Origin of the sequence: Alterotamlana spongicola (genome assembly GCF_035818475.1) — a bacterium.
In the GTDB taxonomy this organism is placed as follows: Bacteria; Bacteroidota; Bacteroidia; order Flavobacteriales; family Flavobacteriaceae; genus Cognatitamlana.
This window is the reverse complement of record NZ_JAYMGV010000001.1, coordinates 348,937-369,050: the sequence shown is the minus strand read 5'-3', so window position 1 is coordinate 369,050 and position 20,114 is coordinate 348,937. Positions and strand designations below refer to the sequence as shown.

The window sequence follows — 20,114 nt, the reverse complement described above, 5'->3', positions numbered from 1 at the left end:
AAATACCAGATTATGAAACCTATACGTTTAATTTTAATTTTTATGTTGTGCACCCTTAATAATGTAGTGGGGCAGAACGATAAATTTTCGAGGCCAAATATTATTTTAATCATGGCAGATGATTTAGGTTATGCCGGACTAAGTAGTTTTGGAGGAGAAGGCATATACACACCACAATTAGATAAATTGGCTCAAGAAGGAGTAAAATGCACAAATTTTTATAGTAACAGTACTGTGTGTTCGCCAACCCGTGTAGCGTTAATGACCGGAAGGTATCAACAACGTGTAGGTTTAGATCATATTTATTTTCATTGTTTAAAAGATGATGGTTTAGACCCTGATGAAAATAAAGTCTTAGCAAAAGAGCTAAAAAAAGTGGGCTACCATACGGGAGTTTTTGGGAAATGGCATTTGGGTGCAGGAGAAAAATATCAACCAAAAAATCAAGGTTTTGATGAGTTTGTTGGCTTTTTAGATGGTAATATAGATTTCATCTCGCATCATAATACCGAAAGTTTTGCAGATTGGTGGGTAGACCATAAGTTGAATAACCAGGAAGGTTATGCTACAACATTATTAAATACTGCAGCAGTAAAGTTTATTGAAGATAATCATCAAAAACCGTTCTTTTTATACATGCCACAGGCAGCAGTACATGTGCCAATGCAGGGGCCAAATGATAAAGCGATGAGAACAGATGAATTTTATGCCTATAAAGTAGACCATCATTTTTCAAAAGAAGAATATATGAGACGATATTCAGAGATGGTTGCAGAAATGGATAAGGGTGTTGGACAAATTATGAATACGCTAAGGAAGTATAATATTGAAGACAATACCTTGGTGATTTTTATTTCAGATAATGGGGGAGAGTTCTTGGGCGTAAAGCATGGTAAGGTAAACGGAAACACAAGAGGGCATAAAGGCACTATGTATGAGGGTGGTATAAAAGTACCAGGTGTTTTTTATTGGAAAGGAAAATTATCTCCGGGACAGGTAAATACTCAGGTTATGCTGTCAATGGATATTTTTCCAACAGTTTTAAAATTAGCTGGAGTTAAATCAGATAGGACTAATAAACCAGATGGTGTGGACTTATGGAAAACCTTAAGTAAGGGAAAGAGCATTAAAAAAAGAGATGTGTTTTGGATGCATTCTGAACGATTGGTTATGCGTAGTGACAACTTAAAATTAATAAGACAAAATAAAGGTGTTGAGTTATATGATTTAGAGGCAGATCCATTAGAAAAAAACGATCTTTTCCAAGACCAAGACTACACCAAAGTTATTAGTCGTATGATACAGAAAAGTGATGCATGGAGGAATAAAACAGCTATTGGATTCCCTTTAAAAAGAGACATAGGTGTTTTTGTTAAAACGGATTGGCCATGTAAAAGAGATTTAAAAGCCTTTAATAAAGGGAAAACCTGGGAAAGTTTAAATAAATGATAATGATTATGAGAAAAATATTAAAGTGCATGTTTTGTTTTTGTGTTTTAAGTTTATGTTCAAATTTAAATGCACAAGGACAAAAATTAGAGATAGAAGGAATTATTATTGATGAATCAGGAGAACCACTACCATATGTGTCAGTTGTTATTTTATCAGAGAATATAGGAACATCAAGTAATGATGAAGGTTATTTTTATTTTTCGGTAGCACAGGGTTTAAAATCTGAAACAGTCACTATATCAAGTATAGGTTATAAAACACAGGAGTTTTCAGTTGCTAAATTAGCATCGGTTGCAACTAATAAGATCGTAATGGAAGAAGCTGTCTCAGAATTAGATGCGGTAGCTTTAGAATCAATAAAGGCCGATTTGGTCGTTAAAAAGGCATTGCAAAGCCTTGAACAAAATACAGTGAATAAATTACATCAGTTAAAAGTATTGTATAGAAGAGCATCATCAGAAGGAGGTAAAGCCAAGTTTTTGATTGAACAATATGCTAATTTATATGATAATGGATTGACTAAGCCCGTTACATCATTAGAAATAGTTGAATCCAGGCAATCTGAAGATTATAGAAGCTTATTTGTAAAGCAAAACGGGCATGCTTTAAGTGTAATGACCAAGCTAAACCCGTTGCGATACCCAAAACGAGTGCTATCTTTTGAGTATAAGCAAATAGGAGCCTCAGTGTTTAATAATGAAGATGTGAGAATTATTAAAGGAACAAAAGAAGGGGATAAGAGTATTATTCTATATATAGGTACAGATACTTATAAAGTATATAAGGTTGAAACTTCAGCGCGTAATTTAAAGGGTACCTATATTTTTAGAGAGAATAGTAAGGGAAAACTATATTTAAGCTATCACACCAGGGTCTTTAATGCTATGCAGAAGCTACCACCGGAGAAACTAAAACAAATGCAAAAACAAGGGTTTAAAGGTAAGAGAATGAAGGTGTCTTATTTGCATGAAGCATTTATATTAGGAATAAATATGGAAAGAAAGCGTTTTAAAGTTAAGGATTATGGTCATGCCAATGCTGATATGACTGATATTAAAATGCCGTATAACAAGGCATTTTGGGAAACTTTACCAATGCCGCTGGATACCAAGCTTTTTAAGAAAATTAAAAGAGAATTACAGGATAATTATGGTGTACCATTGGAAGAGCAATATCAGGCAGTGAATAAATAGTCATAAAAATAGAGATACTTATATAGGAAGAGAAGGGAGTGCTGTTTAATTACCATTCGTCTTCTTGCATCTTATCATTCAAGTAATTTTGTAAACTTTTGTTTAGGTTATTAAATAAGGCTTCAATCTGTGAAGGCACATTGTCATGCCCTTTTTTTAAAGTAGTACTACTTTCATGAAAAGCACTTTTATTTAAATTAACCCATGTCCTTTTATTTGCTGAAGTATTATAAGATAATCTTGTTGGTTTAAAACGGTACTTGCCGTTTTGAATGGTTAAGACCAAATTGTATGATAATCCTTCGCATTTATAATCAGGCTTTACTCCAAAGCACAAGGCATTATCAGCAAAACCACGTATAGCTATTTTTTTATTTTTATCTTTTATTTGTACAGCTTCCTCAAAATTACCATATTTTTCTTTAGCCCATGCTATGGCTTTTGTTAATAGGTCATTTTTGCTTAATCCTTCTATGTCAATGATTAATACTTTAGGGGTTAGGCCATTTATATCAAAAGTGAATGTATCTATTTTTTCACTGTTATTTTTAGAAAACAAATTGTTTCCAGTAACAGAAAGTGTATCGTTTTCCACTTGTGAAAACACAAAAGTAGAGATTAATAAAGTTGTAAGTAGGGAGATTAGTTTCATGATATATTATGATTAAAACTTTATGTCTTACAAAATAAAAAACTTATGTGACGTCCTGAATAATCGATACAAGAATTAATAAATACAAGGTAGCAATTTTAATTTGCTACCTTTTGTTTTTTGTAGCTTTTTCTTTTTAATTTATTTTGTTGATGCATTTGATTAGGAGTCAACATTGAATTTGATAAATGCGGTCTTATTTGATTATAAATACCAATAGCATTTTTAATTAATTGCGTTTTAATTTCCATTGAAGTATGATACTTGTCAATAGCAAATTCCTGTTTAAGAATGCCATTGATTCTTTCTGCTATGGCATTTTCATAAGGGTCATATTTTTCAGTCATACTAGATCTAATATTATTGATATTTAATATTTTTTGATATTCGTTAGCGCAATATTGCAATCCTCTATCAGAATGATGAATTATAGGCTCTTTACTATAACTTCTGTTAGAGATAGCCATATCTAAAGCACTTAAAGCTCCTTCTACATTTAAACTATCAGAGACATTATATCCCATTATTTTTTTAGAGTAAGCATCAGTAATTAAGGCTAAATAACAAGGGTTTTCTCTATTGCCTATATAAGTAATATCACTCACCCATACTTGTTCTGGCCTGACAAACTCAACTTCTTTAATTCGATTTTTATGCTTTCTAAATCTATGATGAGAATCTGTAGTTGTATGATATTTCTTTTTAGGCGTAATCAATAAATTATTAGCTTTTAATATTTTAAATAGCTTATCACGACCAACTCCTATTATTTTTAATTGATGTTTTAAAAGATGAAATAATTTTCTTGTTCCTATTCTTGGCATTGATATACGAATAGTATTTACTAAATCAATTACCTTTTTACTAAGCTTTTGTTTATCTTTATAGGATTGAATAGCCCTATAATATACCTGTCTATTCACCCCGAGTAAATCACAGGTAGCAGTTATGCTTTCTTGTTTTTCTTGGCTATATTTTTCGATAACTCGGGTACGTGCTTTTTTCTAATAGGAATATTAAATTCTTCTTCGGCAATATCAATCATCATATCAAAAATGATTGCTTTTTTATCAGCTTGTTCGGCTAAAAATTCAGCTCTAGCTTTTTGCTTTTCTAAAAGCTTGACTTGTTGCTCTAATTCTAAAATACGTTGTTCAGGTGTTTTGGACATGGGTCGATTTATATTAAAGTCATAATCAAATTTACCATATTTTTTTAACCAAGTGCGAATCGTAGATCTGGCTTGGATGCCATATTTATCCAAAGCTTGAGCTCTTGTTAATAAGCCTTGCTCAATCTCTTGAACAACTTGTAGCTTAAAGGATAAACTGTAATCTTTTTGTGTTCGCTTTACATAATTTGAATTTGTAGATTCCATAAAATAACTTTTTACTGTAACGCTATTTCAGGACGGGACATTAAATTAAATAAAAAAACCACCCTTTATAGGTGGTTTTTTTATTTAATAAGTAACTATTTAGTGTCCTGTTTTAAGCTTATCAGCTTCTTTCTTTACAGCATCTGTAGCGTCATCAACAGCATCACCGGCAGCTTTTGCAGCATTATCAACGGCTTCTTCTGCAGCGTCAGCTGCTTTACCTACAGTCTCTCCTGCAGCATCTACAGCTTTATCTACAGCTTCTCCTGCCGCGTCAACAGCTTCTTCTGTGGCTTCTGCAACATCTTTAGCAGCATCACTTGCGTTATCTGCTGCTTGCTCTACAGCTTCTTCAACAGAATCTGCTTTTTTTGTATCTCTACAAGATGTGAAACTTAAGCTTAATGCTAATAATAAGGCAATACTTAATACTAATTTTTTCATTGGTTTTTGTTTTAGTGTTAATTGTTTTTTATAGTTATTGCTAATCTAACTACTTTATTTTTAAAAACTTAATATTTTCAAAAAATAAATCTTGGATCAAGCATTACTATATACGTAGATAATCGAGTATCTGGATGACGGCTCCTTTATTTTCTTTAATATAGGCTTCATTCTTACTACCAGATTCCAGGCGTTTATCTTTGTTTTCAATCAATTCATTTAGCACGGTATTAAATGATTTCTGGTTAGAGATTGAAAACATACCACCTTTGTTAATCATGGCTTGAGCTTCAGGGAACTTATCATAAGTGTTGCCAATTATAATAGGAATCCCAAATACAGCTGGTTCCAGAGTGTTATGCAAACCGGTATTACCTAAAGCGCCACCAACATAGGCAATATCAGCATAATTATAAATTTTTGAAAGTATGCCAATGGTGTCCACTATAAAAACCTGTGCTTCTGGCAATGATTTGTTTTCTTTTTCGGAAAATAAAATGGTTTTTAATTGAATCTTTTCCTGAAGGTACTTTATTTGATTTGGTTTAATATTATGAGGAGCAATAATAAACTTAACGGTATTTGATGATATTTTATTAATAAAATTGATAAGTAAAGCTTCATCTTCTGGCCATGTACTTCCGGCAACAATACAGAGCTTATTGTCTTTAAACTGTTCAATAAAATCTAAACGGTTATCTACGTTAAGTTGACTGGAAACACGATCAAACCGGGTATCACCAGAAACAGTTACCTGCTCATAGTTTATGGATTGTAGTAATGTTTTTGAGATCTCATTTTGAGTAAAGATATGATCAAAAGTAAACAGAGCTTTCCTGAGCTGTGAACCATAAAATTTAAAAAAAGATTGCCCTTTTCTAAAAGCAGCAGAAATTAAAATGGCTTTGAGTTGTTTTTGCTTTAATTGCTTTAAAAAGTTTGGCCAAATGTCATACTTCACAAAAATGGTCAATTCAGGATTTACAAGATCAATAAATTTTTTGGCATTGGTATTGGTATCCAATGGCAGGTAAATAACAATATCTGCAACGGGACTGTTTTTCCTGATTTCATAACCGGATGGTGAAAAAAAGCTCAGTACTATTTTATGATTTGTATAGTGAGTTCTTAAGGCTTTAAAAACAGGAAGTCCCTGTTCATATTCTCCCAATGACGCACAGTGGAACCATAATGTTTTATCTGTTTTATTTAAATGCCGTTCTAAGGCTGTAAAAGTGTTTTGTCTTCCTTTAACGCCTTTGGCAAGTTTTTCATTAAACCAGGCACCGCAGTAAAGAATAAATGCTGTGAGATGAATACCAATGTTATAAATAAAACTCAAAACTTTTCTTTGTGCTAAAATACACTTCTTTTAAAATAAAAACATGCTTTAATTTAATAGTTTAACTATTCTGAGATAAAATCACATTAAACATATTTTGAAATTAAAGTAACGATTAAATCATATAGGTTTGATTGGTTAGCATTAATGATTTTTGTAAATTTGTCGACTGTAAATCCAAAATGGGTATTCATAAAAATTAGTCTAGATAGATTGTTGGAATTTAGGAGGCTATAACAATTTTTAGATGAAGAAAATACAAATGGTTGACCTTAAAGGTCAGTATAACGATATAAAAGCTATCGTTAATCCTTCTATTCAAGAGGTTATTGAAAACACTGCATTTATAAACGGACCCAAAGTCCATGAATTTCAGAAAAATTTAGAGAGTTATTTAGGTGTAAAGCATGTAATTCCCTGTGCAAACGGAACTGATGCCTTGCAAATAGCTATGATGGGATTGGGGCTAAAGCCAGGGGATGAGGTTATTACGGCCGATTTTACCTTTGCAGCAACAGTAGAGGTCATAGCTCTATTGCAATTAACTCCGGTTTTGGTTGATGTAAATGAAGATGATTTCAATATTAATATTGAGGCGATCAAAAAAGCAATTACACCTAAAACAAAGGCTATAGTACCGGTACATTTATTTGGCCAGTGTGCTAATATGGAAGCTATAATGGAGATTGCCAAAGCTCATAATTTATTTGTTATTGAAGACAATGCGCAGGCCATAGGTGCTAACTATACGTATAAAGATGGTTCTAAGGTAAAAGTGGGAACTATTGGTGATGTTGGAGCAACATCATTTTTTCCATCAAAAAATTTAGGGTGTTACGGAGATGGTGGTGCCATTTTTACAAATGATGATGATTTAGCGCATACTATCAGAGGTATTGTTAATCATGGGATGTATGAGCGCTACCACCATGATGTAGTTGGAGTCAATTCCAGATTAGACAGCATTCAGGCAGCCGTTTTAGATGCTAAATTACCCCTTTTAGATACTTATAATAAAAATAGAATTGAAGCTGCTAATAAATATGATAATGCTTTTAAGGATATAGATGCTATTGAAACACCTTACAGGTACGGATCAGAAGATAATCATGTATTTCATCAGTATACGTTAAAAATAAAAGGTATTGACAGAGATGCCTTGGCAAAACATTTAAATGATAAAGGCATCCCTTGTGGCGTGTATTATCCCATTCCACTTCACAAGCAAAAAGCATATGCAGATACCCGATATGATGAAGCCGACTTTGAAGTAACAAATACCTTAGTAAAACAAGTTATTTCATTACCTATGCATACTGAATTAGATGATGAACAAATAGAATATATTACATCAACAATTATAAATTTTATAAATGGATAAAATATTAGTTACCGGAGGTTTAGGGTTTATAGGATCTCATACGGTTGTAGAATTACAAAACAAAGGTTATGAGGTTGTGATAATAGACGATTTATCAAATTCTTCAGAAAAAGTTTTAGATGGCATAACTGCAATAACAGGGAAAACTCCAATTTTTGAAAAGTTAGATTTAAAAGATAAATCCGGAGTTGAAGCCTTTTTTTCAAAACATAATGATGTTAAAGGTGTTATTCATTTTGCAGCAAGTAAGGCGGTTGGTGAGAGTGTACAAGAACCTTTATTGTACTATGAAAACAATATTGGGACCTTAGTTTATATCCTAAAGGAATTAAAAAAATTACCGTCAGCAGCATTTATATTCAGTTCTTCATGTACAGTTTATGGACAGGCGGACGAGCTACCTATTACTGAAAATGCACCGGTAAAACAAGCGGAATCACCGTATGGAAATACCAAACAGATTGGAGAAGAGATTATAAAAGATACTTGTAAAGTAGTGCCAACGTTAAAAGCTATTGCTTTACGTTATTTTAACCCTGTTGGAGCACACGAATCTGTTGAAATTGGAGAATTACCAATAGGTGTCCCTCAAAATTTAGTACCATTTATTACACAAACGGGAATTGGATTACGTCAGGAGTTATCGGTTTTTGGAGATGACTACCCAACACCTGATGGCACCTGTATAAGAGATTATATTCATGTAGTGGATTTAGCAAAAGCTCACGTGGTGGCTCTAGGGCGTTTATTACAAAATAAGAACAAAGAAAACTACGAAACCTTTAACTTAGGAACAGGAAAAGGAAGTTCAGTATTAGAGGTTGTTGAAGCTTTTGAACGTGTTTCAGGTAAAAAATTGAATTATAAGATTGTAGGTAGAAGAGAAGGTGATATTATATCAGCGTATGCAGATACCAATAAGGCTAATGATGAGCTGGGATGGAAAACAGAATTATCATTAGATGAAGCTATGCGTTCTGCATGGAAATGGGAACAAAAAGTTAGAGCTAATGATTAATTAGTTTCGATAGATATAAATAAAAAGAGGCTGTCTGAAAAGTGATTTGTTTTGTCATTCAGAGCGAAGCGAAGAATCTTATTATTTTGAAAATTAGTGTATTATAGTTGTAGGGGATTCTTCATTATCATTCAGAATGACACTTTCTAGACAGCCTCTTTTTTATGTTGTTTTTTTCTTCCTGAAACTCATAAAGACCAAAATGATCATACCTGTGGTAACCGATAAATCTGCCAGATTGAAAATGCCTGTTTTAAAAACACCACCTAGATCTATAAATAGAAAATCAGTTACAGAGCCATAAACTATTCTGTCATAAACATTGGCAATGCCTCCGCCAATAATACTTGCAAAAGCAAATAAAGACCAATTGTCTAAAGATTTGTCTTTAAGAATATGGCGAAGCACAAATCCTAAAACAAGAATGGGTAGAATCAATAACAAAATGATTCTGAGTGTTGGATTAAGGTCACTACCCATACCTAGAAATGCTCCGGTGTTTTCAACATTCATTAAAATGAAATAGTCACCAATAATTGGAATTTGTTCCCCTGGAGTCAAATTGGTTCTCCCTCCAATATTAGCCCTAACAATAACCTTTGATATCTGATCTGCGGCAATGGTTAAAATAATAACAAGAAAGATGTATATATTACGTTTGGTAAGTTTCATTTAACTGTTGGTTTCAAAAGTTGCAGAAACTGTTTCTGAAGATCTGTTAATTTTTTTAACCAAACCTTGTAAAACTTTACCAGGGCCAACTTCAGTAAATAGTGTAGCTCCATCTGCTATCATTTGCTGAACAGATTGTGTCCAACGTACCGGAGCTGTTAATTGAGAAATAAGGTTTGTCTTTATAGCCGCTTCATCAATAACAGCATGTGCTGTAACATTTTGGTAAATAGGACAGTTAGCTTTGTTGAACGCTGTGTTTTCTATAGCAGCAGCTAATTCTTCACGAGCGGGTTCCATTAAAGGTGAATGAAATGCACCGCCAACGGGTAAAACTAGAGCCCTTCGGGCGCCTTCTGCTTTTAAAGTTTCACAAGCGCTGTTAATAGCTTCAATTTCTCCTGATATGACTAATTGTCCGGGGCAATTATAATTAGCAGCTACAACAACACCTTCAGTTGTAGCACATACTTTCTCAACAATATCATCATCCAATCCTAAAACAGCAGCCATAGTACTTGGTTGTAATTCACAGGCTTTTTGCATAGCTAATGCACGTTGAGATACCAATTTTAAACCATCTTCAAAAGTTAAAGCACCGTTAGCTACTAATGCAGAAAATTCTCCTAATGAATGACCGGCAACCATATCAGGCTTAAAACTTTCGCCTAAAGTCTTTGCCAGAATAACCGAGTGCAAAAATATAGCCGGTTGTGTTACTTTAGTTTCTTTAAGGTCTTCGGCAGAACCTTCAAACATAGTATCAGTGATATTAAATCCTAAAATAGAATTAGCTTGTTCAAACAGGTCTTGAGCTAATGGAGAGTTTTCATAAAGGTCTAAACCCATTCCTGAAAATTGAGCCCCCTGACCCGGAAAAATATATGCGTTCATTGTATTTAATTTTTAGAGCTGCAAAAATAAGAATTAAAAATTTAGCCGTTATCTATGGCTTTAATAATTTTAGCAGGATTACCGGCAATAACGACATTATCAGGGAAGCTTTTGGTAGCTACAGAGCCCGCTCCAACCACTACATTGTTTCCAAGGGTAACCCCGGGACAAATAGTACTATTGCCCCCCAATCCAGACATTATGATCAATTACAATGGGTTTTGCCAGTTCTTCGTCATCAGGCCGGTACAATTGACCTGTAATCATTTTTTCTTTTTCGGTCATAAAAAAGATTGAGTAATGGATTAGCAACCAAGATATAAAAAATTATAAATTTTGCGAAGCGGCTTCGGCACAGCGTTCCCCATCCATAGCTGCAGAAATAATTCCTCCGGCATAGCCGCCGCCTTCACCACAGGGATATAAGTTGGAAATTTGAGGGTGTTCTAAGGTAGTTGTTCTAGGAATGGAAATAGGGGATGAGGTTCTGGATTCCACACCAACTATATTGGCTTCATTAGTATAATAACCTTTCATCTTTTTACCAAAAGCATCAAAGCCTTTTCGTAATCTGCTTCCAATAAATTTAGGTAGTAAAGAATGTAATGGTGCCGATTTTAACCCGGGCTGATACGAACAAGGATTTAGGTCAGTAGAAAGCCTTCCCTCAACAAAATCGGTTAGTCTTTGAGCAGGAGCTACCTGGCTACGTCCTCCCGAGGTAAATGCCAAACGCTCTAGGTTTTTTTGATATTCCAAGCCCTTTAAAACACCAAAATGTTCATATTTAGATAAATCGGTATCTACATTTATTTCAACTACAATTCCGGAATTAGCATATAAATTATTTCGCTTGGAAGGGGACATACCATTAACCACCACTTCACCATTAGCTGTAGCTGCCGGAACAATAAAACCACCGGGACACATACAAAATGAATACACGCCTCTGTTATTAACCTGTTGTACCAAGCTGTATGCAGCAGCAGGAAGCAAGTCATGTCGTGATCCGGAACAATGATATTGAATGGAATCTATAATATGCTGCGGATGTTCTACCCTAACCCCCATGGCAAATGATTTTGCTTCTAAGGCCATCTCTTTTTCATGAAGCAGATAAAAGATATCCCTGGCAGAGTGTCCTGTGGCTAAAATCACCTTATCAACAGCCAACTCTGCTCCGTTTTGAAGTTGAATAGCTTTTATTTCATTGTTTTTTATTTTGAAATCCGTTACCCGTGTTTCAAAATGAATGTCGCCGCCATATTTAAGAATAGTTTCTCTGATGTTTTGAACCACCTTGGGGAGTTTGTTGGTTCCAATATGTGGATGGGCATCAATTAAAATTTGATCTGTAGCGCCGTGATAAACCAGGTTTTCAAAAATACGCCTTACATCACCACGTTTTAAACTTCGCGTGTAGAGCTTACCGTCACTATAGGTGCCTGCGCCACCTTCACCAAAGCAATAGTTGGAATCCTCATTAACAAGATGGTCCTGATTTATGGCTCTCAAATCGCGTCGGCGATCCTGAACGTTTTTACCACGTTCCAGAACTATGGGTTTGAACCCTAACTCTATACATCTTAAAGCAGCGTACATACCTGCCGGACCAAAACCAATAATATGTATAGGCTTGGCTTTTGACACATCTTTATAGTCAAACTGGTATTCAGATGTTTCTGGAAGCGCTTCTTTAATATAAACCGCTACTTTATAGTTGAATATAATCTTAGGCTTTCTGGCATCTATAGATTTTCGTAATACTTTTACTCCTGTAATATCAGACTTGTCAATGTCCAGTTTTAAAGCTGACTTTAAAACCAGAATATCACTACGTTCTTCTTCCTTAAGTGTAACACGGAGTTGAATCTCTTTTACCATGTGGCGAAATTACTGAAAATAAGGATATGGACGGTGAACGAATTCTGAGTTTTGCTTAATGAAATTATCGCAAATCAAATTTACAACTCTCCTCCAAACAATTTATAAACTTCAGAACCTGCACTTAAAAATGCTCCGGTTCCATAAACCTCAGATTGATCTGCCCAGGCTTTTCCGGGAGCAGCTCCAATAGGTTGTACATAGCCTAGCATGCCCTCATCTGTTACATAACTTACCATGGCATTCCATCCTTTTTTAACAGCAGGAATATAAGCCTCTTTATCTAAAATATCTTTATTAATGCCCCAGGCTAAGCCATAAGTGTAAAAAGAAGAACCGCTGGTTTCCGGGGTGGGATAAAATTGCTGACCCAGCAGGCTCATAGCCCAATGGCCTTCAGGTGTTTGAATTTCAAGAAGCTTTTTAGCCATTTTTTTATAAATCTTTAAAAAGTACTTGTATTCTTTGGTTTCCGGGTTTAACTCATTCATAATATTGGTAAGTCCGGCAAAGACCCAGCCATTGCCTCTGGACCAAAATATTTTGGTGCCATGATCTAATTTACCCATATAACTTTCATCCCGATAATACAGGTTTTCCTTTTTATCAAATAAAAAATCTGTAGTAGCCTTATATTCTTTTAGCATAAAATCAAGATATTTTTTTTGCCCGGTAACGTTATATAGTTTAGCCCATACCGGAGGAGACATAAACAATGCGTCACACCAGTTCCAACGATCCTGATGATATGGTGTTTTCCAGTTTAATGCAGAAACAGATGGGTGATACATGATAAAATCAAACTGCTTTTTTGTTGGCCTGATCATATTCTCATCTTTGTACTTTCTATATAATTCAATGTACAATTGCCCAACAGTATGATCGTCAGCATGATATTTCCGGTGATATAATTTCCATTGATGAGCTTCTCCAATACCTTTAAGCCAGTTATAATATTTATCATCATTAGCCATAGCTGCCCATTTTACCATACCAACATAAAGCGCTCCGTTAGTCCAGTCTAAAGGATGATGTGGTTTTTTGCGATTGCTATATAAATCCTTAAAATGCGCTATTTGCCAATCGGCAACTTTTTTCATAACGTTTTTGACTTCTGAAGGCTTTATGTCCTGAGCTTTAGAATGATTAGCAATTAGTAGAGTTAGTAGAATAATAATTTTGAGCTTAGCCATGTACTGTTAAATTTAAGTTTAGTAGTTTTAGTCTTTGGTTGTCATACTTCCCCACCAGGTAGCGTTAGGTTTAAAGTCTTCTGATAAAAAGGCTTTGCGTTGTTTTTCCAGTCCCGGTAGCCTTTTGTTTACCAGGTTGTGATGACGCTCTTTGGCTTTGGCTTCATTATATTCAGGATCTTTTGATGGAAATTTTGCGTTAACTTCCTGTAGCCATTGATTTAATTTTGAAACCATCTCTTTGACCTTGTCAGGTGATTTTTCAGAAATGTTGTTTTGTTCAGATGGGTCTGAATTAAGATCATATAACTCATTACGCCCATCTTCCCAATAATGGATCAATTTCCAGTTTTGCTCTCTGATAATAGATGAAGGTTCACCTCCCTGATTACCATAATGCGGGTAATGCCAGTAAAGTGGTCTTTCCGGTAAGGTACTTTGTGTATTTTCTATAATGGGTTTTAGGCTGATCCCGTCTTTATGTTGTTCGGGGAGTAAATCAATATTTGCCAAATCCAGAATAGTCGGGTAAAAATCAGCTCCGGTAACCGGATAGCTTCGTTGCTTATTCTTAGCAGCTACCCATGGCACCTTAATAAAATAGGGTTCACGAATCCCACCTTCCCATTGATATCCTTTACCTCCTCTTAATGGTAAGTTAGAGGTAGAAAATGAATCACCGGAAGCAACGCCTCCATTATCAGAAGTAAATACAATTATGGTATTTTTATCTACCCCGGCTTCTTGAAGTGCTTTGGTAACAATACCCACGGCATCATCCATGTGCTCAACTAAACCGGCATAAACGGGGTTGTCCTGAGTTTGGCGAATTGGTAAAACACGCTCCATTATATAACCTATTTCTTTTATGCCTTGATCTTGTGCTTTTTGGCGGTATTTCTTCCATTTACTTTGAGTGGTTTGAATGGGGCCATGAACAGCATAAAAGGATAAAAAAGCAAAAAATGGGGCATCTTTATGGTTTGTAATAAAATTTGCAGTTTCTGTTGCCAGACGTATTGAAAGATTTTCTCCATTTTGTTTATTTTCAAGCTTTGGATTTTTCCAGGGCGAAAAATAACCTCCCATAGGGCCACCTTTATCCCAGCCTCCTACATTGATATCAAAGCCGTGATCCTCAGGATGAGATCCGGTAGTTCCCAAATGCCATTTGCCAGCAAAAAAAGTTTTGTAACCGGCAGATTTCATGGCCTCTGCTAAAGTGATGTTTTTATCGGGCAGATTATGAATGTATTCTGAAGGCAGTAATTTATCATGTCTGTTATGTGTTCTCCAGTTTGTTCCGGTTTTGGCTCCAATCCAATCCGTAATACCGTGTCTTGCCGTAAATTGACCGGTAAATATACTTGCTCTTGACGGGCTACATACTCTGGATGCTGCATAGCCCTGAGTAAACTCTATCGATGTTGAAGCAAGCTTATCAATATTTGGTGTTTCATAATAATTACTACCGGTATAACTTAAGTCATGTAATCCAAGGTCGTCAACCAAAATAAAGACAACATTAGGTTTTTGTGGTGAAGAGGAGGAGTTACTTTGCTTTTTTTCTTGACAAGTGTAAAGTAAAATACTAAGAGCCAATAGTTGGATAAACTTCATGTGTTTATGTTTTATTTGCAAATTAGTTTAATCGTTGTTTCTGAAATACCATTATAAGTTATTTTCAAGCTTGCAGTTTGATGCTTTGATTTTGTTTGTCATGATATTATTATCAAGCAAACCTATGTTGATTGAATTATATTCTGGTATATGTAATAAATGAAAACTCATAATTGTGATTTTCATCTTTTTTGTGAAAAACATTAGCGGTTTCTTTCCAAACTGTAGTATCTATTTTTGGAAAAAAGGTATCTGCTTCAAAATCATGATGTACTCTTGTTAACTCAATTTTATCGGCAATAGCTAAAGCCTGCTTATAAATTTCACCACCTCCAATAATAAAGGGTTGAGAGTCATTTTTACTGGCATCAATGGCATCTTCTAAGCTGTTAACAATAATAACGTCATCAGGAGCTTTGTAATCTCCTTGTCTTGTAATGACCACATGAGTTCTGTTGGGTAGTGGTTTTGGAAAGCTTTCAAATGTTTTACGCCCCATTATAATATGGTGTCCGTTTGTTAAGGTTTTAAAGCGCTTTAGGTCGTCACTTAAATGCCAAATAAGTGCATTGCCTTTTCCTATGGCATCATTTGTTGCGGCTGCCACAATGATTGTGAGTTCAGGTCCGGTATGTTTTGGTGTAGTTTCAGAATATGCTTCGCTTTGTGCAATCAGGGTTTCTTCTTTTTTCAAACCCGTTTTTATGTTTTCAATTCGCCTTTGTTGTTTAGATACCAGTTTTTCCAGTTGTCTTTTTTCCCAGGCTTTACCCATAAATTTATTTGTAACAAAAACGTTAAACGCATGATATAATAAAAAGAAAAACCAGATGATTATGGCAAACAAAAACCATTCTTTGCCAAAGAATGTCAAATCTTTACCAATGCCTAAAAACAGGTTGGCAAGGATAAGAAAGATGCTTCCAATCAAAAAAAACACAAAATGGATATACAATCTTTTTTTTTGCTTAATGCGTTTTTGTGCATTTTCAATAAGCTCTAATTGGTCTTTATCTATCTGCGGAGTCGGTTTCTTTCTGCCAAACATATTTCAATAATAAATTACTGTAAAGTTAAAGTTTTTTTATTGACATTATAAAGAATTATGAGATATACAAAAAAGTAAGGCTTTTCCGAAAACGTTTTCGGATAAAAACCTCTGAAAATCAGATAAAAACGATTGCTTTTTTTATTGATAATATGTTAAAATTAATGCTGCTTTTTTTACTGGATCTAATTTTTTTATGAGACATATTAACAAATTGATAATTCTTTAATAGTAAAGAGAATTAAGTAGTTAGGTGTTGGTATTTGTTTTAAATTTGCCCCATAATACAACACATTAAATCTTTGAAATTATGGCTATTAAAAAACAATATTTAAAAAGTAAACCAATATGTAAAGTGACATTTGCTTTACCTGCAGAAGATGCTAAAAAAGTTTCAGTTGTTGGATCTTTTAACGAGTGGAACGAGAAAAAAGCAGTTCTTAAAAAATTAAAGAACGGTACTTTTAAAGGTACTGTTGATTTAGAAACCGGAAGCTCTTATGAGTTTAAATACATTGTTGACGGTGTTTATGTTAATGATGATGCTGCCGATGCTTATGCTTGGAATGATTACGCTGGTGCTGAAAATAGTGTGATTAACTTATAGAATATTAGAATAAAAAAATAAAAAAGCACCTTCATAATTGAAGGTGCTTTTTTTATACAGCTACAAGGCCTTTTATATGTGGGTGGGGGTCATAATCAACAAGTGTAAAATCCTCAAAAGTAAAATCGAAAATATTTTTTACTTCGGGGTTTATAATCATTTTTGGAAGCGGTCTTATGTCTCTTGAAAGTTGTAATTCCAATTGCTCATAATGATTACTATAAATATGAGCGTCTCCAAAGGTATGTATGAATTCACCAGCTTTATAACCACACACCTGAGCTATCATCATAGTAAATAAAGCATATGATGCAATATTAAAAGGTACACCAAGAAATATATCGGCACTTCTTTGATAAAGTTGACAGGATAGTTTACCGTCTGCTACATAAAACTGGAAGAATGTATGACAAGGCGGTAATGCTGCTTTTCCGTTTGCTACATTCTCACTAAAGGATTTTGAAGTATCAGGAAGTACGGAAGGGTTCCAGGCAGAAACCAACATTCTACGACTATTTGGATTATGTTTTAACGCATGAATAACGTCTTTGATCTGGTCAATTTCATCATTATTCCAATTGCGCCATTGGTGGCCATAAACCGGCCCGAGGTCTCCATTTTCATCAGCCCATTCATTCCAGATACGTACACCGTTTTCAGTAAGGTATTTAATATTTGTATCGCCTTTTAAAAACCATAACAATTCATATATAATAGACTTTAAGTGTAGTTTTTTTGTGGTTACCATAGGAAACCCCTCACTTAGGTCAAAGCGCATTTGATAACCAAAAACACTTTTTGTACCTGTACCTGTACGGTCTTCTTTTTCATTTCCGTTTTCTAAAACGTGTTTTACTAAATCGTGATATTGTTTCATAATATATTCCTGCTAAAGGTATGAATCTCTTTAGGGTTAAACATAATTTATAGTTGAAATCGAATCTTTGGAAACAGACACTCCGATTACACTGAATCTGACATAAATTTATCAGCGATTAAAAATATAAAAAAGCATTAAAGTCAGATTCTGATGCGTCAATATATTATTATAAAGTTATTAACCAATAATCATTCCTGCAATTGTAGCCGAAATTAAAGATGCAATTGTACCACCGGCTAAGGCTTTCATCCCAAATTTTGACAGTGTTTTACGTTGTCCCGGAGCTAAAGAACCAATACCGCCTATTTGTATACCTATAGACGCAAAATTAGCAAAGCCACATAGCATATAAGTTGCCATAATAACAGACTTTTCATAATTAAGGTGAATCGCGTTACTAATGTTCTTTAAATCTCTTAGCTGAATATAGCCTATAAACTCACTGGCTGCTAATTTGATTCCTAACAGCTGTCCCATTAGTGTCATATCTTCTTTTGCAACCCCGATAAGCCACATGAGCGGGGCAAAGGCATAACCTAATATGAGTTCGATAGATAAACTATTATAAGAGGTGTTGGCAGCAATCCAGTTGTTCACAGACGTGATATCACCAAACCAACCTAATATACCATTGAACATAGCAATAAATGCTACAAAAACTAATAACATAGCTCCAACATTTACTGCCAATTTTAAGCCTTCTGTAGTACCATTTGCAATAGCATCTAAAAAATTGGCACCTATTTTTTCTTGCGAAACAGATACATCAGTATTTACATCTTCGGTTTGAGGATATAGTATTTTTGAAATAACAATGGCGCCCGGAGCGGCCATTACTGATGCTGCTAATAAATGTTTGGCATAAAATAATCTTAGCACTTCGTCATTGCCTCCAAGAAAACCTATATATGCTGCTAAAACAGCTCCAGCTACCGTAGCCATACCTCCAATCATGACCAAAAGCATTTCAGATTTGTTCATTTTTTCCAGGTAGGCTTTAATTAAAAGCGGGGCTTCGGTTTGGCCTAAAAAAATATTTCCTGCAACACTTAAGCTTTCTGCTCCTGATATTTTTAAGGCTTTAGAAAGTAACCAGGCCATGGCCTTTACTACTTTTTGAATGATGCCTAAATAGAATAATACAGAAGTTAAGGCTGAAAAGAATATAATGGTTGGTAATACTTGAAAAGCAAAAATGAACCCAAAAGTATCCATATCTACTACCAATCCTTCGAATAAAAATTTACTCCCGGCCCTGGTAAATTCTAAAACACTCACAAATAATCCACCAATAAATTCAAAAATGCCTTTGATGAATTTTACTTTTAAAACGCCAATAGCTATAAGTAATTGAAAACTGAGACCAATACCTACTATTTTCCAATTAATAGCTTTTCTGTTACTGCTAAAAAGAAAAGCAATACATATTAAGACAATTATGCCTAGCAAACCTCTCCATATACTATTTATCGAAAATCCCTGGCTAGGAATAATGGTGTTTGCTGTGTTTTTTAAAGCTGACGCTTGGGAAGTACTTAAAGTTGTGTTTAGACTATTCTCCTCACTAATTGAGTCTATAGTATGTGCTGTCACGGTTTTCTGAATAGTGTCAACAGTGGCAACATGCTCGACATTTTGTGCTGTAATACTGTTAGGAGTCGTTAACAAAAATAAAACAGCAAAAAACAAAAACAGCTTTTTCATATTTTAATGCAGGGGGTTATTTTCTTTTGGAAATTTCATCTCTAATATGAGCTGCTTTTTCATAATCCTCATTAGCAACTGCTTCTTCCAATAGTTTTTGAAGTTCCTCCAGAGTCTTTCCCTGAAAATTTTCACGTGGCTCATTGGGTTCAAGTTCATTGGTAACCAACTCATCCATTAAAATACTATCTTCAGTATCTTCGTCTTCTTTCTTGGGGTTTACCTTAAGGTAAATTCCAGCTTTGTCAAGAATATTTTTATAAGTGAATATGGGAGCTTGAAAGCGAAGTGCCAATGCAATAGCATCACTGGTTCTGGCATCAATGATCTCTTCTATTTTATCGCGCTCGCAAATTAAACTTGAATAAAATACCCCGTCAACCAGTTTATGAATAATCACTTGTTTAACCACAATATCAAAACGGTCTGCAAAGTTTTTGAATAAATCATGCGTTAACGGCCTTGGCGGGCTAATTTCCTTTTCTAAAGCAATGGCGATAGACTGGGCTTCAAAAGCACCAATAACTATAGGAAGTTTTCTGTCTCCGTCTACTTCATTTAAAATCAATGCATAGGCGCCATTTTGGGTTTGGCTATAGGAAATTCCCTTTATATTTAATCTTACTAAACTCATATTCATTAAAAACGTAAAGAACTGCTTAATTTAGAACTTTACCAACTGCAAGAGCAGAAATAGGTATAAAATGCTAAATTAAGCAGTTCTATAGGACTACACAATTTATAAAAAATAA

The 20,114-nt window shown here is 34.5% G+C and carries 20 protein-coding genes; 5 read left to right on the top strand and 15 right to left on the bottom strand.

Features of this window, described 5'->3' with window-relative positions; translation table 11 throughout:
• Positions 1–12: 12 nt before the first annotated feature.
• Both VOI54_RS01640 and VOI54_RS01635 read left to right on the top strand, forming a co-directional pair.
• Positions 13–1,449 carry a sulfatase-like hydrolase/transferase gene (locus VOI54_RS01640; protein WP_326280986.1) on the top strand — a complete coding sequence of 479 codons (1,437 nt, stop codon included), beginning with the start codon at positions 13–15 and terminating at the stop codon, positions 1,447–1,449.
• Between the two features lie 8 nt (positions 1,450–1,457).
• Positions 1,458–2,645 (top strand): carboxypeptidase-like regulatory domain-containing protein, encoded by a 1,188-nt coding sequence (locus VOI54_RS01635; RefSeq protein ID WP_326280985.1) that lies wholly within the window; start codon positions 1,458–1,460, stop codon positions 2,643–2,645.
• A 49-nt stretch (positions 2,646–2,694) separates the two neighbouring features.
• Here the strand turns inward: VOI54_RS01635 and VOI54_RS01630 are convergent, their stop codons facing one another.
• From VOI54_RS01630 to VOI54_RS01610, 5 genes are all read right to left on the bottom strand, one after another.
• Positions 2,695–3,297 (bottom strand): DUF4468 domain-containing protein, encoded by a 603-nt coding sequence (locus VOI54_RS01630; protein ID WP_326280984.1) that lies wholly within the window; start codon positions 3,295–3,297, stop codon positions 2,695–2,697.
• A 98-nt stretch (positions 3,298–3,395) separates the two neighbouring features.
• Complete coding sequence (locus VOI54_RS01625) at positions 3,396–4,220, bottom strand: IS3 family transposase (RefSeq protein WP_326280983.1); 825 nt, start codon at positions 4,218–4,220, stop codon at positions 3,396–3,398.
• 23 nt (positions 4,221–4,243) lie between these two features.
• Entirely contained in the window at positions 4,244–4,675 is a 432-nt protein-coding gene (locus VOI54_RS01620; RefSeq protein ID WP_326280982.1) for a helix-turn-helix domain-containing protein, read from the bottom strand.
• Positions 4,676–4,774: 99 nt separating this feature from the next.
• Positions 4,775–5,119, bottom strand: coding sequence for a hypothetical protein (locus VOI54_RS01615; RefSeq protein ID WP_326280981.1), 345 nt, complete (start codon positions 5,117–5,119; stop codon positions 4,775–4,777).
• A 106-nt stretch (positions 5,120–5,225) separates the two neighbouring features.
• Entirely contained in the window at positions 5,226–6,461 is a 1,236-nt protein-coding gene (locus VOI54_RS01610; protein WP_326280980.1) for a 3-deoxy-D-manno-octulosonic acid transferase, read from the bottom strand.
• A 247-nt stretch (positions 6,462–6,708) separates the two neighbouring features.
• On the opposite strand from VOI54_RS01610, the gene VOI54_RS01605 reads away from it, so the two are divergent.
• Both VOI54_RS01605 and galE read left to right on the top strand, forming a co-directional pair.
• Entirely contained in the window at positions 6,709–7,842 is a 1,134-nt protein-coding gene (locus VOI54_RS01605) for a DegT/DnrJ/EryC1/StrS family aminotransferase (protein WP_326280979.1), read from the top strand.
• Positions 7,835–8,860, top strand: coding sequence for a UDP-glucose 4-epimerase GalE (gene galE / locus VOI54_RS01600; RefSeq protein ID WP_326280978.1), 1,026 nt, complete (start codon positions 7,835–7,837; stop codon positions 8,858–8,860). The genes VOI54_RS01605 and galE overlap by 8 nt, the downstream gene beginning before the upstream one ends.
• Positions 8,861–9,022: 162 nt before the next feature.
• Here the strand turns inward: galE and lspA are convergent, their stop codons facing one another.
• The 7 genes from lspA to VOI54_RS01565 all read right to left on the bottom strand — a co-directional run bounded on the left by lspA (position 9,023) and on the right by VOI54_RS01565 (position 16,171).
• Positions 9,023–9,532, bottom strand: a complete 510-nt coding sequence (gene lspA / locus VOI54_RS01595; protein ID WP_326280977.1) for a signal peptidase II — start codon at positions 9,530–9,532, stop codon at positions 9,023–9,025.
• On the bottom strand, positions 9,533–10,426 hold the full coding sequence (gene fabD, locus VOI54_RS01590; RefSeq protein ID WP_326280976.1) for an ACP S-malonyltransferase: 894 nt from the start codon (positions 10,424–10,426) through the stop codon (positions 9,533–9,535).
• 41 nt (positions 10,427–10,467) lie between these two features.
• Positions 10,468–10,626: a DapH/DapD/GlmU-related protein gene (locus tag VOI54_RS01585; protein WP_326280975.1), complete on the bottom strand. Its 159-nt coding sequence runs from the start codon at positions 10,624–10,626 to the stop codon at positions 10,468–10,470.
• Positions 10,627–10,753: 127 nt separating this feature from the next.
• Positions 10,754–12,310, bottom strand: a complete 1,557-nt coding sequence (locus tag VOI54_RS01580) for an NAD(P)/FAD-dependent oxidoreductase (protein ID WP_326280974.1) — start codon at positions 12,308–12,310, stop codon at positions 10,754–10,756.
• An 80-nt stretch (positions 12,311–12,390) separates the two neighbouring features.
• Positions 12,391–13,503: a glycoside hydrolase family 88/105 protein gene (locus tag VOI54_RS01575; RefSeq protein ID WP_326280973.1), complete on the bottom strand. Its 1,113-nt coding sequence runs from the start codon at positions 13,501–13,503 to the stop codon at positions 12,391–12,393.
• A 27-nt stretch (positions 13,504–13,530) separates the two neighbouring features.
• Positions 13,531–15,123, bottom strand: a complete 1,593-nt coding sequence (locus VOI54_RS01570; protein ID WP_326280972.1) for a sulfatase — start codon at positions 15,121–15,123, stop codon at positions 13,531–13,533.
• 136 nt (positions 15,124–15,259) lie between these two features.
• Complete coding sequence (locus tag VOI54_RS01565; protein WP_326280971.1) at positions 15,260–16,171, bottom strand: dihydrofolate reductase; 912 nt, start codon at positions 16,169–16,171, stop codon at positions 15,260–15,262.
• Positions 16,172–16,481: 310 nt separating this feature from the next.
• Here VOI54_RS01565 and VOI54_RS01560 point away from each other — a divergent pair, with 310 nt between their 5' ends.
• Positions 16,482–16,778, top strand: a complete 297-nt coding sequence (locus tag VOI54_RS01560) for an isoamylase early set domain-containing protein (RefSeq protein ID WP_326280970.1) — start codon at positions 16,482–16,484, stop codon at positions 16,776–16,778.
• 52 nt (positions 16,779–16,830) lie between these two features.
• Here the strand turns inward: VOI54_RS01560 and VOI54_RS01555 are convergent, their stop codons facing one another.
• The 3 genes from VOI54_RS01555 to VOI54_RS01545 all read right to left on the bottom strand — a co-directional run bounded on the left by VOI54_RS01555 (position 16,831) and on the right by VOI54_RS01545 (position 19,996).
• Complete coding sequence (locus VOI54_RS01555; protein ID WP_326280969.1) at positions 16,831–17,655, bottom strand: thymidylate synthase; 825 nt, start codon at positions 17,653–17,655, stop codon at positions 16,831–16,833.
• Between the two features lie 180 nt (positions 17,656–17,835).
• Entirely contained in the window at positions 17,836–19,362 is a 1,527-nt protein-coding gene (locus tag VOI54_RS01550; protein WP_326280968.1) for a NupC/NupG family nucleoside CNT transporter, read from the bottom strand.
• A 16-nt stretch (positions 19,363–19,378) separates the two neighbouring features.
• Positions 19,379–19,996 (bottom strand): bifunctional nuclease family protein, encoded by a 618-nt coding sequence (locus VOI54_RS01545; protein WP_326280967.1) that lies wholly within the window; start codon positions 19,994–19,996, stop codon positions 19,379–19,381.
• Positions 19,997–20,114 lie beyond the last annotated feature (118 nt).